Origin of the sequence: Acinetobacter sp. YH12039, assembly GCF_013420015.1 — a bacterium.
Taxonomy (GTDB): Bacteria; Pseudomonadota; Gammaproteobacteria; order Pseudomonadales; family Moraxellaceae; genus Acinetobacter; species Acinetobacter amyesii.
Map to the genome: position 1 here is coordinate 1 of NZ_VOZA01000053.1, position 16,497 is coordinate 16,497.

The 16,497-nt window shown below is 40.2% G+C and carries 16 protein-coding genes and 1 tRNA gene; 7 read left to right on the top strand and 10 right to left on the bottom strand.

Annotation, left to right across the window (positions count from 1 at the left end; genetic code table 11):
• The first annotated feature begins 73 nt into the window (after positions 1–73).
• Positions 74–904, top strand: coding sequence for a KAP family NTPase (locus tag FTT98_RS15220; protein ID WP_257230222.1), 831 nt, complete (start codon positions 74–76; stop codon positions 902–904).
• A gap of 4 nt (positions 905–908) precedes the next feature.
• On the opposite strand, the gene FTT98_RS15225 is transcribed toward FTT98_RS15220, so the two are convergent.
• The 5 genes from FTT98_RS15225 to carA all read right to left on the bottom strand — a co-directional run bounded on the left by FTT98_RS15225 (position 909) and on the right by carA (position 7,638).
• Positions 909–1,529, bottom strand: coding sequence for a CatB-related O-acetyltransferase (locus tag FTT98_RS15225; protein ID WP_180177517.1), 621 nt, complete (start codon positions 1,527–1,529; stop codon positions 909–911).
• A 74-nt stretch (positions 1,530–1,603) separates the two neighbouring features.
• Positions 1,604–2,476: a class I SAM-dependent methyltransferase gene (locus FTT98_RS15230; RefSeq protein ID WP_180177518.1), complete on the bottom strand. Its 873-nt coding sequence runs from the start codon at positions 2,474–2,476 to the stop codon at positions 1,604–1,606.
• Positions 2,477–2,667: 191 nt separating this feature from the next.
• Complete coding sequence (greA, locus tag FTT98_RS15235) at positions 2,668–3,144, bottom strand: transcription elongation factor GreA (protein ID WP_180177519.1); 477 nt, start codon at positions 3,142–3,144, stop codon at positions 2,668–2,670.
• A 107-nt stretch (positions 3,145–3,251) separates the two neighbouring features.
• Positions 3,252–6,482: a carbamoyl-phosphate synthase large subunit gene (gene carB, locus FTT98_RS15240; protein WP_180162447.1), complete on the bottom strand. Its 3,231-nt coding sequence runs from the start codon at positions 6,480–6,482 to the stop codon at positions 3,252–3,254.
• Between the two features lie 13 nt (positions 6,483–6,495).
• Positions 6,496–7,638, bottom strand: coding sequence for a glutamine-hydrolyzing carbamoyl-phosphate synthase small subunit (gene carA, locus FTT98_RS15245; RefSeq protein WP_168378093.1), 1,143 nt, complete (start codon positions 7,636–7,638; stop codon positions 6,496–6,498).
• A gap of 309 nt (positions 7,639–7,947) precedes the next feature.
• Here carA and FTT98_RS15250 point away from each other — a divergent pair, with 309 nt between their 5' ends.
• Positions 7,948–8,433, top strand: a complete 486-nt coding sequence (locus FTT98_RS15250; RefSeq protein ID WP_180177520.1) for a hypothetical protein — start codon at positions 7,948–7,950, stop codon at positions 8,431–8,433.
• Between the two features lie 234 nt (positions 8,434–8,667).
• Here FTT98_RS15250 and FTT98_RS15255 read toward each other — a convergent pair whose 3' ends face one another.
• On the bottom strand, positions 8,668–9,207 hold the full coding sequence (locus FTT98_RS15255) for a DOMON-like domain-containing protein (protein WP_180005425.1): 540 nt from the start codon (positions 9,205–9,207) through the stop codon (positions 8,668–8,670).
• Between the two features lie 6 nt (positions 9,208–9,213).
• Complete coding sequence (locus FTT98_RS15260) at positions 9,214–9,537, bottom strand: YhbY family RNA-binding protein (RefSeq protein WP_180177521.1); 324 nt, start codon at positions 9,535–9,537, stop codon at positions 9,214–9,216.
• Between the two features lie 195 nt (positions 9,538–9,732).
• Between FTT98_RS15260 and rlmE the strand changes: the two genes are divergently transcribed.
• The 4 genes from rlmE (at position 9,733) to FTT98_RS15280 (ending at position 13,787) form a co-directional block, all read left to right on the top strand.
• Positions 9,733–10,383, top strand: coding sequence for a 23S rRNA (uridine(2552)-2'-O)-methyltransferase RlmE (rlmE, locus tag FTT98_RS15265; RefSeq protein WP_078191339.1), 651 nt, complete (start codon positions 9,733–9,735; stop codon positions 10,381–10,383).
• 136 nt (positions 10,384–10,519) lie between these two features.
• Positions 10,520–12,418 (top strand): ATP-dependent zinc metalloprotease FtsH, encoded by a 1,899-nt coding sequence (gene ftsH, locus FTT98_RS15270; RefSeq protein WP_078191443.1) that lies wholly within the window; start codon positions 10,520–10,522, stop codon positions 12,416–12,418.
• 112 nt (positions 12,419–12,530) lie between these two features.
• Positions 12,531–13,385: a dihydropteroate synthase gene (gene folP / locus FTT98_RS15275; RefSeq protein ID WP_218954618.1), complete on the top strand. Its 855-nt coding sequence runs from the start codon at positions 12,531–12,533 to the stop codon at positions 13,383–13,385.
• Positions 13,386–13,472: 87 nt separating this feature from the next.
• The gene (locus FTT98_RS15280) at positions 13,473–13,787 is read left to right on the top strand and encodes a DUF5713 family protein (protein WP_180063202.1); all 315 of its coding nucleotides are present in this window, start codon (positions 13,473–13,475) and stop codon (positions 13,785–13,787) included.
• A gap of 61 nt (positions 13,788–13,848) precedes the next feature.
• Here FTT98_RS15280 and FTT98_RS15285 read toward each other — a convergent pair whose 3' ends face one another.
• From FTT98_RS15285 to FTT98_RS15295, 3 genes are all read right to left on the bottom strand, one after another.
• Positions 13,849–14,517 carry a hypothetical protein gene (locus tag FTT98_RS15285; RefSeq protein ID WP_180177522.1) on the bottom strand — a complete coding sequence of 223 codons (669 nt, stop codon included), beginning with the start codon at positions 14,515–14,517 and terminating at the stop codon, positions 13,849–13,851.
• An 88-nt stretch (positions 14,518–14,605) separates the two neighbouring features.
• A tRNA-Leu gene (locus tag FTT98_RS15290) sits at positions 14,606–14,691 on the bottom strand.
• A 169-nt stretch (positions 14,692–14,860) separates the two neighbouring features.
• The gene (locus tag FTT98_RS15295; protein WP_180063200.1) at positions 14,861–15,595 is read right to left on the bottom strand and encodes a hypothetical protein; all 735 of its coding nucleotides are present in this window, start codon (positions 15,593–15,595) and stop codon (positions 14,861–14,863) included.
• Between the two features lie 195 nt (positions 15,596–15,790).
• Here FTT98_RS15295 and FTT98_RS15300 point away from each other — a divergent pair, with 195 nt between their 5' ends.
• Positions 15,791–16,297 (top strand): hypothetical protein, encoded by a 507-nt coding sequence (locus tag FTT98_RS15300; protein WP_078191335.1) that lies wholly within the window; start codon positions 15,791–15,793, stop codon positions 16,295–16,297.
• Positions 16,298–16,497 lie beyond the last annotated feature (200 nt).

The window sequence follows — 16,497 nt, forward strand, 5'->3', positions numbered from 1 at the left end:
AAAATCATTTGAATGATTTCTTCTTGGTCTACGTGCCATAAAATACTCCATATATTGATGTTTATAACATCATTTGAGGAGCAGAATATCACTTATAGGAGTTGTTCAAATTTACGGATCCATCTCTGATCGTTGTCGTCCTGATTTTGCCGTACGATTAATTGAAAGGATTAAACATTTTTTTGATATCCCTAAAATTGTTTTTGTTTTAGTGATGAATAAGCCTCAATTATTACAATCAGTCAAATCATACTATGGCTATGATTCAGAGATGAATGGAGATTATCTTGAAAAATTTGTGGATTTCACAATTAATCTGTCTAACGAGAGTGATATATATGATTTTGAAGAAGTCATTAAGTACCAGTTATTCAGAATTGGTGAGTTGAAATCCCTTGATGATAGGAATGAGTTATTTTATTGGTTATTGGGGCTGCAGTTAGATAAAAGATTAAATAGTCGAGAGTTAATAAAAAAGCTGAATAAATATGCGTTGTTGCGAACACACAATCAAAAGAAGAATTTAATATTACTTAGTTTGATCATAGGGCAGAATCCTTACACAAATTATCATATTTTTATTAGTTCAATTGTCAAAAAAATAAATGGATATTTATGTATTGATAAAAGCAATTTTATGCAAAGACATAATTTGAATACATGGGGTACTAATGGTGTTACTGGTATTGAAGAAGCAGAGTGGTATAGATTAATCTTGGAAAAAGATTTGGGAATTACAGATACATTAATTGATAAGATTCTTTCAGCTTATGATAGAGCTAAACAGAGTAAAGATCCTGAATATCAATTGATTAATGTATTGAAAGATGTATCAATCTCTAAGCTAGATCATTCAAATAATTTTATTAAAGATTGGCAGTCATATATAGATAAAGGGCTTTAAAAGATCATAGATTAAAATACTGAGCTAATTTCCCAATATCATCCGTCTGCAATTGCTCCCGCATCTTTAAAAACTGCTTTTCATCTAAGTCATAAAGCTTAAGGGAAAGTAGTTTTTTGATATTTTCTTCAGGAAAGCGATATTTAATAACTTTAGCGGGCACGCCGCCGACAACTGCATAAGGTGGCACATCTTTAGTCACCACCGCGCCAGTAGCTACCACAGCACCTTCACCCAGTGTCACGCCTTGCATAATCATCGCACGTGAGCCGATCCAGCAGCCATCACCAATGATGGTGTCACCCGCAGGGACAAAACTCCGTGTATCAAACGGAAATGCCGAAATCCAGTCTGTTCGGTGGAGTTGGTTACCACCCATCATAATCACGCATTCTGCGCCAAAACAGACAAAATTACCGATATATAGCTGGTCTATCGGCTTCTCAGTTGTTGCGGGTTTATCGTGTAGATAACGCACCACACAGCGCTCAAAACCCTGATCCCAATATGCAGAATAATATGAATAATTACCTTTGATGTGAATATTTGGGTTCTTCACTGTTTTAGAGATGAACTCAAACTCACACCAATGATTGACAGGTGAATTAATCAATTTTTCAGACATAAGGTTTAATAGCAATAATGATTCGCGTGACTATTTTAGCTGACTCGCTATAAATGTCGACTATAGATAAAGACTTAAGCTCGTTTTAAATGCAGCAAATGCGTGGCTTGAGTATGTCGTAATCCATTCTTACGATTTGCAAAATAACGCTGAGTAATGTCATGTGCAGATAAATCTTCTAAGACCACATAACCCAGCTTTGTCACGGCACGGTGTAACTCATTACTGTGAATTGTCCCAATAATGGGTTCACTTAAAAAATAGGTAAATTTGGAAACAGCAAATGATCCGACACGCTCTATACCAGTTAAATCTTGATAGGGAATGGAATAGTCTAAAACCAATTCGCTACCTGCGGCTGCAAATTCGGCAATGGTTTGCAAGGTGCTCATAGTTGTTTCTGGTTTTAAATAATGCGTCGTTCCAAGCCAAGAAAAGAAAGCGGGTTGATCAGTATCATAAGAACTCCGTTTTAAGGCATGCGCTAGATTTTCTTTCTCAAAATCAATCGAAACAAACTCAACATGGTCTGGAATATGCCCGAGTTTCTGTAGACTTCGTATTTTTAATGTTTGAGTATCTGGGTGATCAACCTCAAAAATTTTAATATCTGAGTATTTCTGCGCTAATCGGAGGACAAAAGAATCTAAACCTGCACCAATCAGCACATATTGTTTAATCCCTTGTTGTACTGCCTTTTCTAATTGATCTTCGGCATAGCGTGAACGTGCCACCACCTGTGCAGTGAGTAATCCAAATGTTTGGTTGGGTATTTTGCTATTCAACGCTTTTATACATGCACGACTTGAAAGCAGTCGACGCCAAATTGGACTGGTTAAACGAAAGGCATAAGGGTCGGAAAAAACAGGTTCGTTCGCATATAAATAATGATTTGCGCGAATGGCAGCGGCAGCTTGTGCCGTTCGGCTTGCATGTCCAAATTTCATCGTGTGTTATGACTCTTTTTGTTTTAGATAACACTTTAATGAAATAAGCCATTTGAACAATGACGTATTCAGTCGACTATTAGTGCTGAACGTACATTTTGGTCACTCGATAGCATGCATTACCTAAGCGAAAAACATAGAACAATAAAAAACCCCTCAAAAGAGGGGCTTAAAATTGCTATCTTAATGAATTAAAGATATTCAACTTTAGAAACTTCGTACTCAACTTCACCTTGTGGTGTGTTGATTTTTACATCGTCGCCTTCATTTTTACCCAAAAGACCACGAGCAATTGGAGAGTTCACAGAGATTTTGTTGATTTTAAAATCTGCTTCGTCATCACCAACGATTTTATAAGTCTTTTGTTCTTCAGTATCTAAGTTCTCAATGGTCACAGTCACACCGAAAACCACACGGCCATTTTGCTCAAGTGATTTAACATCAATCACTTGGCAAGCACTCAATTTACCTTCGATATCTTGGATACGGCCTTCACAGAAACCTTGTTGCTCGCGAGCAGCGTGGTATTCAGCGTTTTCTTTCAAATCCCCATGTTCACGCGCTTCAGCAATTGCTGCAGTAATACGTGGACGATCAACACTTTTAAGTTGCTGTAATTCTTTCTCTAGGGCAATTTTGCCTTCGGGAGTCATAGGATAACGTTGCATTGTTGTCCCTCATGTTTGTAAAAAGAAAAAATCAGTAAAATTTTTACTGACCTAGAAATGAAAAAAAGCCCGCCACCGAGAGGTGGCGGGACTTCTCGGTAACTTAATTAACCTTTAGTAAGGTCTTGTAAGCGGTATACATCCATTGGCAATTTGATTGCTAAAGCTTGGCATACTGCATCAGCACCGTTAAGGGTAGTTGTGTAATACACTTTACCTTGTAATGCAGAGCGGCGGATCGAGAATGAATCTTCTTGAGCCTGTTTGCCTTCAGTTGTATTGATAATGAGGTGAACTTCGCCATTTTTCAAGCGGTCTACGATATTAGGACGGCCTTCAGTCACTTTGTTCACACGTTCACATTCAATACCAGCATCTTTAATCACATCATAAGTACCGCCAGTAGCGATGACTTTGAAGCCAAGATCTGTTAACTGTTTCGCAATACCAACAGCACGAGGCTTGTCAGAATGACGAACAGATAAGAATGCATGTTTTACTTCGCCTTCCGTTGGTAGGCCTGGTAAACGGTCATTAGAGCCTAACACAGCTTTATAGAACGCTTCACCAAATGTTTTACCTACACCCATCACTTCGCCTGTAGATTTCATCTCAGGGCCAAGAATTGGGTCAACACCAGGGAATTTGTTGAATGGGAACACTGCTTCTTTTACAGAGAAGTGTTCAGGAATAATCTCTGTAGTGAATCCTTGAGATTCTAAAGATTGACCAGCCATACAACGCGCAGCAACTTTCGCTAAAGATTCACCAATGCACTTAGATACGAATGGAACAGTACGTGATGCACGTGGGTTCACTTCTAGAATGTATACGTCAGTGCCTTTAACAGCAAACTGTACGTTCATTAAACCAATTACGCCAAGCTCTTTCGCCATAGCGATGGTTTGACGGCGCATTTCGTCCTGAACTTCTTTAGATAAAGAGTAAGGAGGAATAGAACATGCTGAGTCACCTGAGTGAATACCCGCTTGTTCGATGTGCTGCATGATACCGCCGATCACAACGTCTTTACCGTCAGATACGCAGTCTACGTCAACTTCAATCGCATCATCTAGGAAGTGGTCAAGAAGTACTGGCGCTTCGTTAGATGCTTGAACCGCATCACGTAAGTAACGTTTCAATTCTTCGTCGTTGTACACGATTTCCATCGCACGACCACCAAGTACATAAGATGGACGTACCACAAGTGGGTAGCCAACTTTTGCCGCTTCAGCCATACCTTCTTCAGCAGATTTTACGATGCTGTTGTTTGGTTGACGAAGTTGTAGACGTTGAATCATTTGTTGGAAACGTTCACGGTCTTCTGCACGGTCAATCGCGTCAGGTGATGTACCGATAATTGGCGCACCAGCTTCTTCCAAAGCACGAGCCAATTTAAGCGGAGTTTGACCGCCGTACTGAACGATAATGCCTTTAGGCTTCTCGATACGTACGATTTCAAGTACATCTTCCAAAGTGATTGGTTCGAAGTACAAACGATCTGATGTGTCGTAATCCGTAGAAACCGTTTCAGGGTTACAGTTCACCATGATAGTTTCATAGCCGTCTTCACGCATTGCAAGGGCAGCGTGTACACAGCAGTAATCGAATTCGATACCTTGACCAATACGGTTAGGACCGCCACCGATGACCATGATCTTGTCGCGAGTAGACGGATTCGCTTCACATTCTTCATCGTAAGTTGAGTACATGTAAGCTGTGTCAGATTCAAACTCTGCAGCACATGTATCTACACGTTTGTAAACTGGAGTTACGCCCAAGTTCCAACGGTGTTTACGGAATTGTTTTTGTGAAATACCCATCAATTTCGCAATACGAAGGTCAGATAAACCTTTGCGTTTGAACGAACGGATGTTGTCAGCGTTTAAGTCACCAAAACCTAAAGATTTGATTTTCTCTTCAGTTTTGATGATGTCTTCGATTTGGATCAAGAACCAACGGTCAATATTCGTCGCAGCGAACACTTCATCTAACGTGAAACCATGACGGAATGCATCGCCAACGTACCAAATACGCTCAGGACCAGGCACTTTAAGTTCTTGAAGGATTTTCTCTTTCGCACCTTCAGTACCCACTTCGATTTTTTCATCAAAGCCAGCAGCACCCACTTCAAGACCACGAAGCGCTTTTTGTACTGACTCTTGGAAGTTACGGCCAATCGCCATTACTTCACCTACAGATTTCATCTGAGTCGTCAAAGTTGCGTCAGCTTGCGGGAATTTCTCGAAGTTGAAACGAGGAATTTTCGTTACAACATAGTCGATCGCAGGTTCGAAAGATGCAGGGGTTGTACCGCCAGTGATGTCGTTTTTCAACTCATCAAGGGTATAACCGACAGCCAATTTCGCCGCGATTTTCGCAATTGGGAAACCAGTTGCTTTAGAAGCAAGGGCAGATGAACGAGAAACACGTGGGTTCATCTCGATCACAACCATACGGCCGTCTTTCGGGTTGATACCGAACTGAACGTTCGAACCGCCAGTTTCTACACCAATTTCACGAAGTACAGCTAAAGATGCATTACGTAAAAGTTGGAATTCTTTGTCTGTCAATGTTTGCGCAGGAGCAACAGTGATTGAGTCACCTGTGTGCACGCCCATTGGATCAAAGTTTTCAATGGTACATACAATGATACAGTTGTCGTTTTTGTCACGAACAACTTCCATTTCGTACTCTTTCCAACCAATTAAAGATTCATCGATCAATAATTGTTTAGTTGGAGAAAGATCGAAACCACGTTCACAGATTTCAATGAATTCTTCACGGTTGTATGCGATACCGCCGCCTGAACCACCCATAGTGAATGATGGACGGATAATGACAGGGAAGCCGAAACGTGCTTGAATTTCAAGTGCGTGTTCCATGCTTTCTGCAACGTCAGCGCGTGGGCATTCCAAACCGATTTTGCGCATTGCGATATCGAAAAGTTTACGGTCTTCCGCTTTTTCGATCGCTTCTTTGGTCGCGCCAATCAATTCAACATTGTATTTTTCTAGAATACCGTTGGCATCGAGTGCAAGTGCACAGTTCAATGCTGTTTGACCACCCATTGTAGGAAGAACTGCGTCTGGGCGTTCTTTCTCAATGATTGCAGCTACAGTTTGCCAAGTGATTGGCTCGATGTAAGTGGCATCTGCCATCGCAGGGTCAGTCATAATGGTTGCTGGGTTAGAGTTCACCAAAATAACACGGTAGCCTTCTTCACGAAGTGCTTTACATGCTTGAGCACCTGAGTAGTCAAACTCACATGCTTGACCGATGACAATCGGACCAGCACCAATAATTAAGATGCTTTTAATGTCTGTACGTTTAGCCATGATGCTTCCTTAATTACTTCTTAGATGCTTCGATAAGTTCGATGAAATGATCGAACAATGGTGCGCAGTCATGTGGACCAGGGCTTGCTTCGGGGTGACCTTGGAAACTGAACGCAGGTTTATCTGTACGGTGAATCCCTTGTAGGGTTTGGTCGAACAATGATTTGTGCGTAGCTTTCAAGTTTGCAGGTAATGTTTCTGCATCCACTGCGAAGCCATGGTTTTGCGAAGTAATCATCACAATACCAGTTTCCATGTTTTGAACAGGGTGGTTGGCACCGTGGTGGCCGTGAGGCATTTTCACAGTTTTTGCACCTGAAGCAAGTGCAAGAATTTGGTGACCCAAGCAAATACCAAATACTGGTACATTGCGAGCATCTTCTACAATTGTTTTTACAGCTTCAATTGCGTAGTCACATGCAGCTGGATCGCCGGGGCCGTTCGATAAGAACACGCCATCTGGATTTAATGCAAGTACGTCAGCAGCAGGAGTTTGCGCAGGCACGACAGTCAATTTACAACCGCGGTCTGCGAGCATACGTAAGATGTTGGTTTTGACACCGTAATCGTATGCAACAACATGGAATTTAGCTTCAGGCTGAGAGAAACCTTTACCTAATGTCCAAGAACCTTCAGTCCATTCAAAGCCTTCAGGGTCACAGCATTCTTTTGCAAGGTCTAAACCATTTAAACCACCAAAAGCGCGTGCTTTAGCTAAAGCTTCTTCTTCTGTAATGTTTTCGCCAGCAAGGATACAACCATTTTGTGCACCTTTTGCTCGCAGAATACGCGTTAATTTACGTGTATCGATGTCTGCAATAGCAACAACATTGTGTTGTTCAAGGTAATCACCAAGTGATTGCTCAGCACGGAAGTTGCTATGCAATAAAGGTAGGTCACGAATGATCAATCCGTTAGCCCATACTTTATGAATTCGACCTGACTCAGCGTCTTCATCATTACAACCTGTGTTACCGATATGTGGGTAAGTTAGTGTCACAAGTTGTTGTGCATAACTAGGGTCAGTCAAAATTTCTTGATAGCCAGTCATTGCTGTATTAAAAACGACTTCACCAGTCGTACTACCCGATGCGCCAATAGAAGTACCTTTAAAGATAGTTCCGTCGGCAAGGGCTAAAATTGCTGGGGTGCTCAAACCAAAGCTCCTGAAATTTAGGCTGTAAAAAAGCGAGAAGACGAAAAAAAAGGAAGGCCGCTTAAAAACCTACCCTCCTTACATCTGCTCGCTTGAACTTAACACGGCATTATACGCAGAAAGCCACTGAAAGTCCATCGTAAATATCAGGAATAAAGCAGATAAAGCGCTTGCATTTTAGAATAAAGTTTGGTTTTGCAAAATCGTAGAAAAATGTAAGCAATTAATTATTGTCAGACAAATCATAAATTAAAATTTATCAAAAAGCGCTAATGTGGTTCGGTCAGCAAAAACTACAGGTACAAAGTCATGGCAACACAACAAAAACAAACAGCGGCTAAATCCTCCATGAAAGAAGTCGTTATCGAAGGTGCTGAAAAGCTTGAACAAGTTGCAAAAGAAGCGAGTGTTCAAGCCACAGAAGCGGTTACTGAAAGCAAAGAAAAGATCGGAGCAGAGGCAAAGCAGTTGAATGCCAGTGTGCAAGATCAATTGCGTCATTTGAAGCAAGATGTATTGAATAAACTTGATCAGTTAAAAGTTCAGTTTGGTTCATCGCAAAAAGATTTTAGTGAACTCAAAGAGTTTGTGAAAACTGAGTTTAATACGGTTATTGATGATCTTTCAAAACTTGGAAAAGAGCTGAAAGAAGATGTGACCCAAATTTCAGGAAAGCACAAAGATCATTTAACAGAAACATTTAAGCGTTCTAAGGAACATACTTTAGAAGCGTGGAAAAAAGTTTCACCAGTGAAAGCTGATGTTACGGATCAAACCACAGATCTTAAAAGTTAATTGTGAATGACATGAATTTTAAAACGCTTAAGTTAAATCTAGTCATTCCAAGGAGCTGGATTGGGTGAGAGCGAATTAAACATCAAGTTAGCACTATGCATAAGGGAGTCATAAATGGCTCCCTTATTGTGAATGGTACATTTAAGTCCAAAGCAGTTATTTAAAAATAGACAGGCAATAAAAAAGCAAAAGATCGTACTTTTGCTTTTTATTGAAGATCAAAACATTAAAAATTTAGAACTGATGTAGCCAATCACGTTTGTTGTGAAAGTCAGCATTTGGACTACTATGCTGCATGGCATAGTACTGTTCACCTTGAGAGGTTTTCAGTACTGCAGTTAGACCAATATAGAGATCTTCCCATTTAAGTTTGTACTTCAGCATAAATTCTGTCAGATCAAGACTGACATTTAAGCCATAGTGCGTCCGTTTCAACTGATTCAGTTCAATATCGTAAGCAGCTTGTGGCGGCATATCTTCTGGATAGCGATATTCTTCAAACTGGTAAGCCTGCCAAGCTTGTGAAGGGGAGAGGTTGATTTCACGATAAAAGTCTTCGTTGTGGACACCAATAAAAACTTCTAAGCAGGTCTGTTCCCACAAAAAATCGATTCGTGGGTGAGCTGATACCAGTTCTGGCCATTGAATCAGTTGGTTTGGGTCTCGAATCCAATAACCCACATTCAAAGTATATGGGCTTTGTTGTTCGATAGCACCAACGACTGATACAGCCTGAAAGCGACGATCAAAAGCGCTGAGTTCGAAACTTGCCATAAATGTTTAGTTAGACAGGTGTGCGTAGCGAACAAGGTTAGACAGTTTTGCATTTTGTTTTGCCGCTTTGCGGTAAATCAAAGCAATCTTACCAATGGTTTGAACAACTTCAGAACCTGAAACAGTCGCAATCTCAGTAATCATTGCAGCACGAGCTTCACGGTCTTCTGCCACAACTTTCACTTTAATTAACTCATGGTCGTTTAACGCACGGTTTAATTCTTCAACAACGCTTTCTGATAAGCCTTTGTCCGCAACCATTACAACTGGGTTTAGGGTGTGACCAACTTGACGTAAGCGTTTACGTTCTTGAATAGATAAAGCCGCCATAAATATAACCTAATTTTAAAAACGACCTAGTATAGCAAAATCAAAGTTGAAGCGCTGTATTTAATCGGCATTTTCTCGATGAAGATTATTGAAAAAAACATGATTTAAGATGCTTTTTAGATACACATGTCTACTGCAAAAGTGCTGAATTTCACGTACAATCAAGACTGAGAAGTTTTTTTTATTTAGAGAGTTATGGCTACCCGCATTACTAACCAGAAATTATCCAAAAGTAGTCGTGACTGGATGCGTGAGCATCTTGATGACCCCTTTGTGAAAAAAGCACAAAAGGAAGGATATCGTGCGCGTGCCGCTTATAAATTGCTTGAAATTCAAGAAAAATACAAATTGATTAAGCCAGGCATGACCGTTGTCGACTTAGGTGCTGCACCAGGTAGTTGGTCGCAAATTGCCGGTAAACTTGTTGGCGACAAAGGTTTGGTTATTGCTTCTGATATTTTACCAATGGATGCTTTACCCGATGTGACCTTCTTGCAAGGTGACTTTCGTGAACAAGAAGTGTTCGATGAATTGTTAAAAATTTTAGATGGACGTACTGTAGACGTTGTAATTTCAGATATGGCCCCCAATACATCAGGTAATAAGGCTGTAGATCAACCGCGTCAGATCTATCTTTGTGAATTAGCAATCGACTTTGCTCAAAAGGTTCTTGGACCAAATGGACAGTTTGTTGTTAAAGTGTTCCAAGGTATTGGATTTGATGAATACCGTAAGCAAGTTGTAGACACATTTGATGTGCTGAAAACAGCAAAACCGGCGGCTTCACGTGCTCGATCTAAAGAAGTGTTTTTAATCGGGCAGGGACGTAAGAAAGCTTTCAAGTAAAGTTTACTTGCCAACTCGTTAAAAATTGTGCATTTTGTACGTTTTTAAATTATTGCGAAGCTACTCTGCAGCGTAAGTATTAGAGTCACCCATGTAAGTGGGATTGAACGAATTAGATAGAAATGGGAATAAAGCTTTGAGCGATCTTTTTAAGAATGCCGTGTTGTGGCTGGTTATCCTAGGCGTGCTGGTTTTAATCTTCAGCAACGTCAGTGACCGCAATCAACCGACCGCGATGAACTATTCTGAGTTCGTGGCAGCCGTAAATGCGGGTCAGATTAAACAAGTCACCATTGATGGCGAAAGAATTCGTGGCGAAAAATCAAACGGTTCTGAGTTTGAAAGTATCCGTCCTGCGGTTCAAGATCCTGAACTTATGCCGAACCTAATCAAGAACAATGTTGTTGTTGAAGGTACAGCGCCACAGCGTCAAAGTATTTTGATGCAACTTCTGATTGCAAGTTTCCCTGTTCTTTTAATCATTCTGTTATTCATGTTCTTTATGCGCAACATGGGTGGTGGAGCTGGTGGTAAGAATGGCCCAATGAGTTTTGGTAAGTCAAAAGCAAAAATGCTGTCTGAAGACCAAATCAAAGTGACATTTACTGATGTTGCGGGCTGTGATGAAGCTAAACAAGAAGTCGTTGAAATCGTTGACTTCCTAAAAGATCCATCTAAGTTCAAACGACTTGGTGCAAGCATTCCGAAAGGCGTGCTCATGGTTGGTCCTCCGGGTACGGGTAAAACCTTACTTGCTAAAGCCATTGCGGGTGAAGCGAAAGTACCTTTCTTTAGTATTTCGGGTTCTGACTTTGTTGAAATGTTCGTGGGTGTGGGTGCGTCTCGTGTCCGTGACATGTTTGAACAAGCAAAGCGTCATGCGCCATGTATCATTTTCATCGATGAGATCGATGCTGTTGGTCGTCACCGTGGTTCAGGCACAGGCGGTGGTAATGATGAGCGTGAGCAAACATTAAACCAAATGTTGGTTGAAATGGATGGCTTTGAAGGCAACGAAGGTATTATCGTTATTGCTGCAACAAACCGTGCTGACGTATTGGATAAAGCTTTACTTCGTCCGGGTCGTTTTGACCGTCAAGTGATGGTATCTCTACCGGATATTAAAGGTCGTGAGCAAATCCTGAATGTACATTTGAAAAAATTACCTTCTGTGACTGGTGTAGATGTTAAAGTCTTGGCACGTGGTACACCGGGCTTCTCGGGTGCTCAGTTGGCTAACCTTGTAAACGAAGCAGCACTGTTTGCTGCACGTCGTAACAAGAACACGGTCGATATGCATGACTTTGAAGATGCGAAAGACAAGCTTTACATGGGTCCTGAACGTAAATCGATGGTGATTCGTGAAGAAGAGCGTCGTGCGACGGCTTATCATGAAGCAGGTCATGCGATTGTTGCTGAAATCTTGCCGGGTACAGACCCAGTGCATAAAGTGACAATTATGCCGCGTGGTTGGGCACTGGGTGTGACTTGGCAGTTGCCTGAACATGACCAAACCAGCCATTACAAAGACAAAATGTTGAATGAACTTTCAATTTTGTTTGGTGGTCGTATTGCCGAAGAAGTCTTCATTAACCAAATGTCGACTGGTGCTTCAAATGACTTTGAACGTGCAACGAAAATGGCACGTGCAATGGTTACTAAATACGGTATGTCCGATAAGATGGGCGTCATGGTTTACGAAGATGACTCACAGCAGTCATTCATGGGTGGTTTAGGAAGTCGTGTGATTTCTGAAGCAACTCAGCTTGAAGTTGACCGCGAAGTTCGCCGTATTTTAGATGAGCAATATAAAGTTGCTCGCGATATTCTTGAAAATAACAAAGATATAGCACATGCTATGGTAAAAGCATTGCTTGAATGGGAAACCATTGATCGTGATCAAATCCGTGACATTATGGAAGGTCGCGAACCTCAACCACCAAAAGTGTACATTGCAGAAAATCCAGTGATTGATGTAACACCAACGGATGGTCCAGATGTTCCACCACCATTGCCGTCATTGCCAAAAGCATAAAATTTTAAAACCACCTTCGGGTGGTTTTTTTATATGAAAATAAATGCATGTAAGCGAAATGCTGAGCAAACTTAGCGTTAAAATAAGCACAGCAAAATCTGGGATGTGTAATATGAAGTTAGTGTCTTTGCCTAATAAAATTTTAAACTGTGGTAACTTGCAATTAGATTTGTCAGAGCCACATGTGATGGGGATTTTAAATGTCACACCGGACTCTTTCAGTGATGGTGGCAAACATAATGGTAAAGACCAAGCTATAGCACATGCCTTACAAATGATTGCTGAGGGCGCGACAGTGATTGATGTCGGTGGTGAGTCAACACGTCCAGGCGCATCTGTTGTTGAGGTTGAAGAAGAAATTCGACGGGTCGTACCCGTCGTTGAAGCCTTATCCAAACACAATGTGGTGATTTCTATAGATACCTCACAACCTGAGGTGATTGAGGCAGCGGTTCAGGCAGGTGCGCATATCTGGAATGATGTACGTGCATTAACTCGGCCGAATGCCTTAGAAACAGCTGCAAAACTGAATATTCCAGTGATCATTATGCATATGCGCGGCGAACCCACCACGATGAATAATCTAGATCAGTATCAAGATGTTGTGGCTGATGTCATTGATGAATTAAAGCAACGCGTGCAAAATGCATTGGACGCAGGCGTGCGTGCAGAAAATATTATGATTGATCCGGGTTTTGGTTTTGCTAAAAATGCGCAGCAAAACTTAAAGCTTTTACAGCAATTCTATCAATTGAATGACATGGGCTATCCGATCCTGTCTGCATTATCACGTAAGCGTTTTATCGGTGAAGCACTTGGCGGTGCAGATGCACAAAATCGCGCTGTAGGCTCGGTTGCAGCGCATCTACTCAGCATTCAACAAGGTGCATGTATGGTTCGCGCACATGACGTCAAAGCGACGGTAGATGCGATACGTGTTTGGCAAGCCATGCAGAATGCAGTGTGATTTGAAAATACTGAATCCCAATAAATTTGGTGAATTGTAGTATTTGTGTTATATAAGCGCCCTGAATGTTTTGTGATAGAGTTTCGTATGTTTGCAGATTTACTGCTACCCATGTTTGATGATGAATATTACCCAGATGTGTTGGTTGCAGAGGTGAAGTTATTGGTTGTTCAATTTGCGAAGAAAATTGCAAAAGCAGATTTAAGTTCAACTGATATCTACCATTTTGCCAATGAAACGGTTGCACAGCTCAATAAGATGAAACCTCAATTTGAAGATTTAGATTCGTCTTTGGATGATACGGCTGCAGATTATATTGCAGAAGCCATGATGATGGTGCTGCAAGATGAAGGTCATATGGAAATTGAAATGGAAGAGTTGGTTGCTAACCGAGAATGGTAATTGAACTTTAAATAAAAGCCCTGTAGTGACAGGGCTTTTTTGTGTCTAGGGATTTATAAAATTATTCAGCATTGTCTATAAAATCTTTAAACGATGATTTGATCGATGCTGATAGTTTCTGTTCTTCTTGCATGGCTTGTAAGTGTAGTGTGTAGAAATACGTTTGATGTACTTTTTGTTTTAAGGATTGTTGATAAGACCAAAATGCCAGTTGGCGAAGCTTTTGTAGTTTTACCCGTTCAATGGCGCTGCTTTCAGGTTTATAAAATAATTCAGTAAATACACATAAAAACAGACTGAAAAAAAGTCCGCAGAGACTGATGAGGTTTAATACATCTGCTTGTAGATACTTAAAGTTTATAGCGAGGATAAGTGTTAATCCGCCAAGGAGATATAGTTGTATTTGCAGGCGTTGAACTGCGGACTTGCTGCTAAAACGTGCTTGATAATGTGCATACCAAACATAGCAATAGATCAAAGCAAGAATAATCAATATACCAAGATTAAACGCCATGTTTGGGTCGTGAATTGAAAATGTCGTCGAAAGCATCTGGCCAAGTACAGCGCTGCCAAGAGAGATTAAAAGTATCAGGCAAAAGCTAAAGATTAAAACGGGTGCAGTAGGCGTGAGATTGATAATTTTAAAATGCGCAAACAGCAGCCGTTGATAAAAGGCATCGGGATGCTTAAGTTGTAGTGCAGGGAGATCAAAATCTGAAGGTATTGGCATTGAATAATAATAGATTTATAAATTTTAGGCATAAAAAAACCAGCAAATTGCTGGATGTTTTATTGCACCAATCTTAGAAGTATAAGAATGGTGCCCGAGGCCAGACTCGAACTGGCACGCTTTGTGGGCGGGGGATTTTAAATCCCCTGTGTCTACCGATTTCACCACTCGGGCATGTGCGCAATAATAGAGGACGAAATGGAGCTTGGCAAGTGTATTTGATGGTATTTGTTTTAAAATCAATCAATTCATGCATATAAATTGAAAATATTCAAAAATATTGATGTATTGAAGGACTTTTTAAGCTGTAATTGAAAGTTTATTGCACTTCATTAACGCTGACTTATTTCATTAACTCATCAAGATAATGTTCAACATTTTGGTGTTTTAGCTTTTTACACAGCTGATTTTCCTGATGCAGCATTTGTATGTGTAAATTTTGGAACTGGGTAAAGCGCTCAGATAACTGTTTATGATTTGCCTGATTCGGATTACTGAGCGACAAACGTAATTTTGCTTTAAGCATTTGTTTATACGACCAATATGCAATACGACGTGTCTCTTGCAGAAAATAGTATTCTTGGGTGTTACTTCCACCTTTGAAAAGATTTTCTTTATAAAAACGCACAAAGCCGAAACTCATGGCGAAAAAGAACAATACAGATTGAACAAAGGTGCTTTGTAAAAAGGCGATATTGAGTAATTGTAATAAAATCACGATCGCAAGTCTGAACGGCGTATTTTTCAAACTTTGATACAGGGACATTGAACTGTGCTTGATTTGCTTGATGACTAAGGGCACAACCAGCATGAAAAACAGCATAATACTTAGTACAGCAATACCATGAGCGCGAAACTCACTCATTTCTGGAAAATACAGTTGCACTGCATGTCCAATACTCATGCTCAAAGAAATAAAAATCATCGCCGCCAAAACCCAAGGAATAAGTTCTTTGAGTTCGTCTAAAATGCCTTGAGTTTTCAGTTGGCTATAAAATAAATAATTATGTTTAAAGGCTGCTGGATATTGCTGTTTCAGTTGTTGAAGGTAAAGCGCAGCCTGTTTCTTTTGAGCCATATTGTGACGTTAGTATTAAAGCGTGAAAGTAATATAGTTGATTTCGATATTTTTAACAGAATTTTTTTCTAAATCATGTTGTATATCTGAACATTATAAGAGAAATCACAATTTCTATAGTGAAGGTCGCAGTTTTCATCCTTCTTTTATGCGAAAATACATACTTATTGAATATTAAGTTTTTATAGGCAGTTTATGACTGATCATTCTCCTGAAACATTAAGCGATATCGAAATTCTAGACATTCTACAGTCGATGAAATCAGATGTTTTAAATACTGAAGCAAATGAAGTGATTCGTAGTGGGGGAAAAGCTGGTCGTCAAGAAGCACACAAACAAGCTTTGGTAAAATTAAATCAAGCATTTGAAGATAAATTTGTTGAAGCTGTGACTTTAGCTTTAGGCTTAAATGAAGGCCAAAGTAAAAAAATCCGCTACAAAAAAGACCGTATCCGTATTTTGAAAGTTCGTGGTATCGATTATTTAGCGATTGATGGTGCTGAAACTGCACAAGTATTGTCGCAAGTTGCACAAGCGATTGTACGTGAAGACGCAACGGTGACTCATGACCTGCATAACATTTTTCCATTTTGGAAAGAAGGCTGGCCAATGGTTCAATTCGACAATGTTTATAAAATTTTAGAAGATGACATTCGTATTCATTATGAAGCAGTTCTAGAAGCATTAATTTCAAAGCATTAACCACTACAAATGAACCTGTGAGTGTAAAGCACTGGCTAGTTCTGTATTGTTAAGCATAAAAAAAGCACCTGATGGCACTGCTGTCCCACAATTTTTCACAAGAGGAAGCTCATTTGAGCTTCCTCTTGTTTTATGGGTATTTTATCGGGTGAAAATAAAGCTTTTAAAGTTCTTCTTTCAAACAAATTCACTTGAATTAT

Excerpts from the sequence above, each read along its gene's own strand:
- FTT98_RS15225 (WP_180177517.1), bottom strand. The coding sequence starts at position 1,529 with ATGTCTGAAAAATTGATTAATTCACCTGTCAATCATTGGTGTGAGTTT.
- FTT98_RS15230 (WP_180177518.1), bottom strand. The coding sequence starts at position 2,476 with ATGAAATTTGGACATGCAAGCCGAACGGCACAAGCTGCCGCTGCCATT.
- greA (WP_180177519.1), bottom strand. The coding sequence starts at position 3,144 with ATGCAACGTTATCCTATGACTCCCGAAGGCAAAATTGCCCTAGAGAAA.
- carB (WP_180162447.1), bottom strand. The coding sequence starts at position 6,482 with ATGGCTAAACGTACAGACATTAAAAGCATCTTAATTATTGGTGCTGGT.
- FTT98_RS15250 (WP_180177520.1), top strand. The coding sequence starts at position 7,948 with ATGGCAACACAACAAAAACAAACAGCGGCTAAATCCTCCATGAAAGAA.
- FTT98_RS15255 (WP_180005425.1), bottom strand. The coding sequence starts at position 9,207 with ATGGCAAGTTTCGAACTCAGCGCTTTTGATCGTCGCTTTCAGGCTGTA.
- FTT98_RS15260 (WP_180177521.1), bottom strand. The coding sequence starts at position 9,537 with ATGGCGGCTTTATCTATTCAAGAACGTAAACGCTTACGTCAAGTTGGT.
- rlmE (WP_078191339.1), top strand. The coding sequence starts at position 9,733 with ATGGCTACCCGCATTACTAACCAGAAATTATCCAAAAGTAGTCGTGAC.
- folP (WP_218954618.1), top strand. The coding sequence starts at position 12,531 with ATGAAGTTAGTGTCTTTGCCTAATAAAATTTTAAACTGTGGTAACTTG.
- FTT98_RS15280 (WP_180063202.1), top strand. The coding sequence starts at position 13,473 with ATGTTTGCAGATTTACTGCTACCCATGTTTGATGATGAATATTACCCA.
- FTT98_RS15285 (WP_180177522.1), bottom strand. The coding sequence starts at position 14,517 with ATGCCAATACCTTCAGATTTTGATCTCCCTGCACTACAACTTAAGCAT.
- FTT98_RS15295 (WP_180063200.1), bottom strand. The coding sequence starts at position 15,595 with ATGGCTCAAAAGAAACAGGCTGCGCTTTACCTTCAACAACTGAAACAG.
- FTT98_RS15300 (WP_078191335.1), top strand. The coding sequence starts at position 15,791 with ATGACTGATCATTCTCCTGAAACATTAAGCGATATCGAAATTCTAGAC.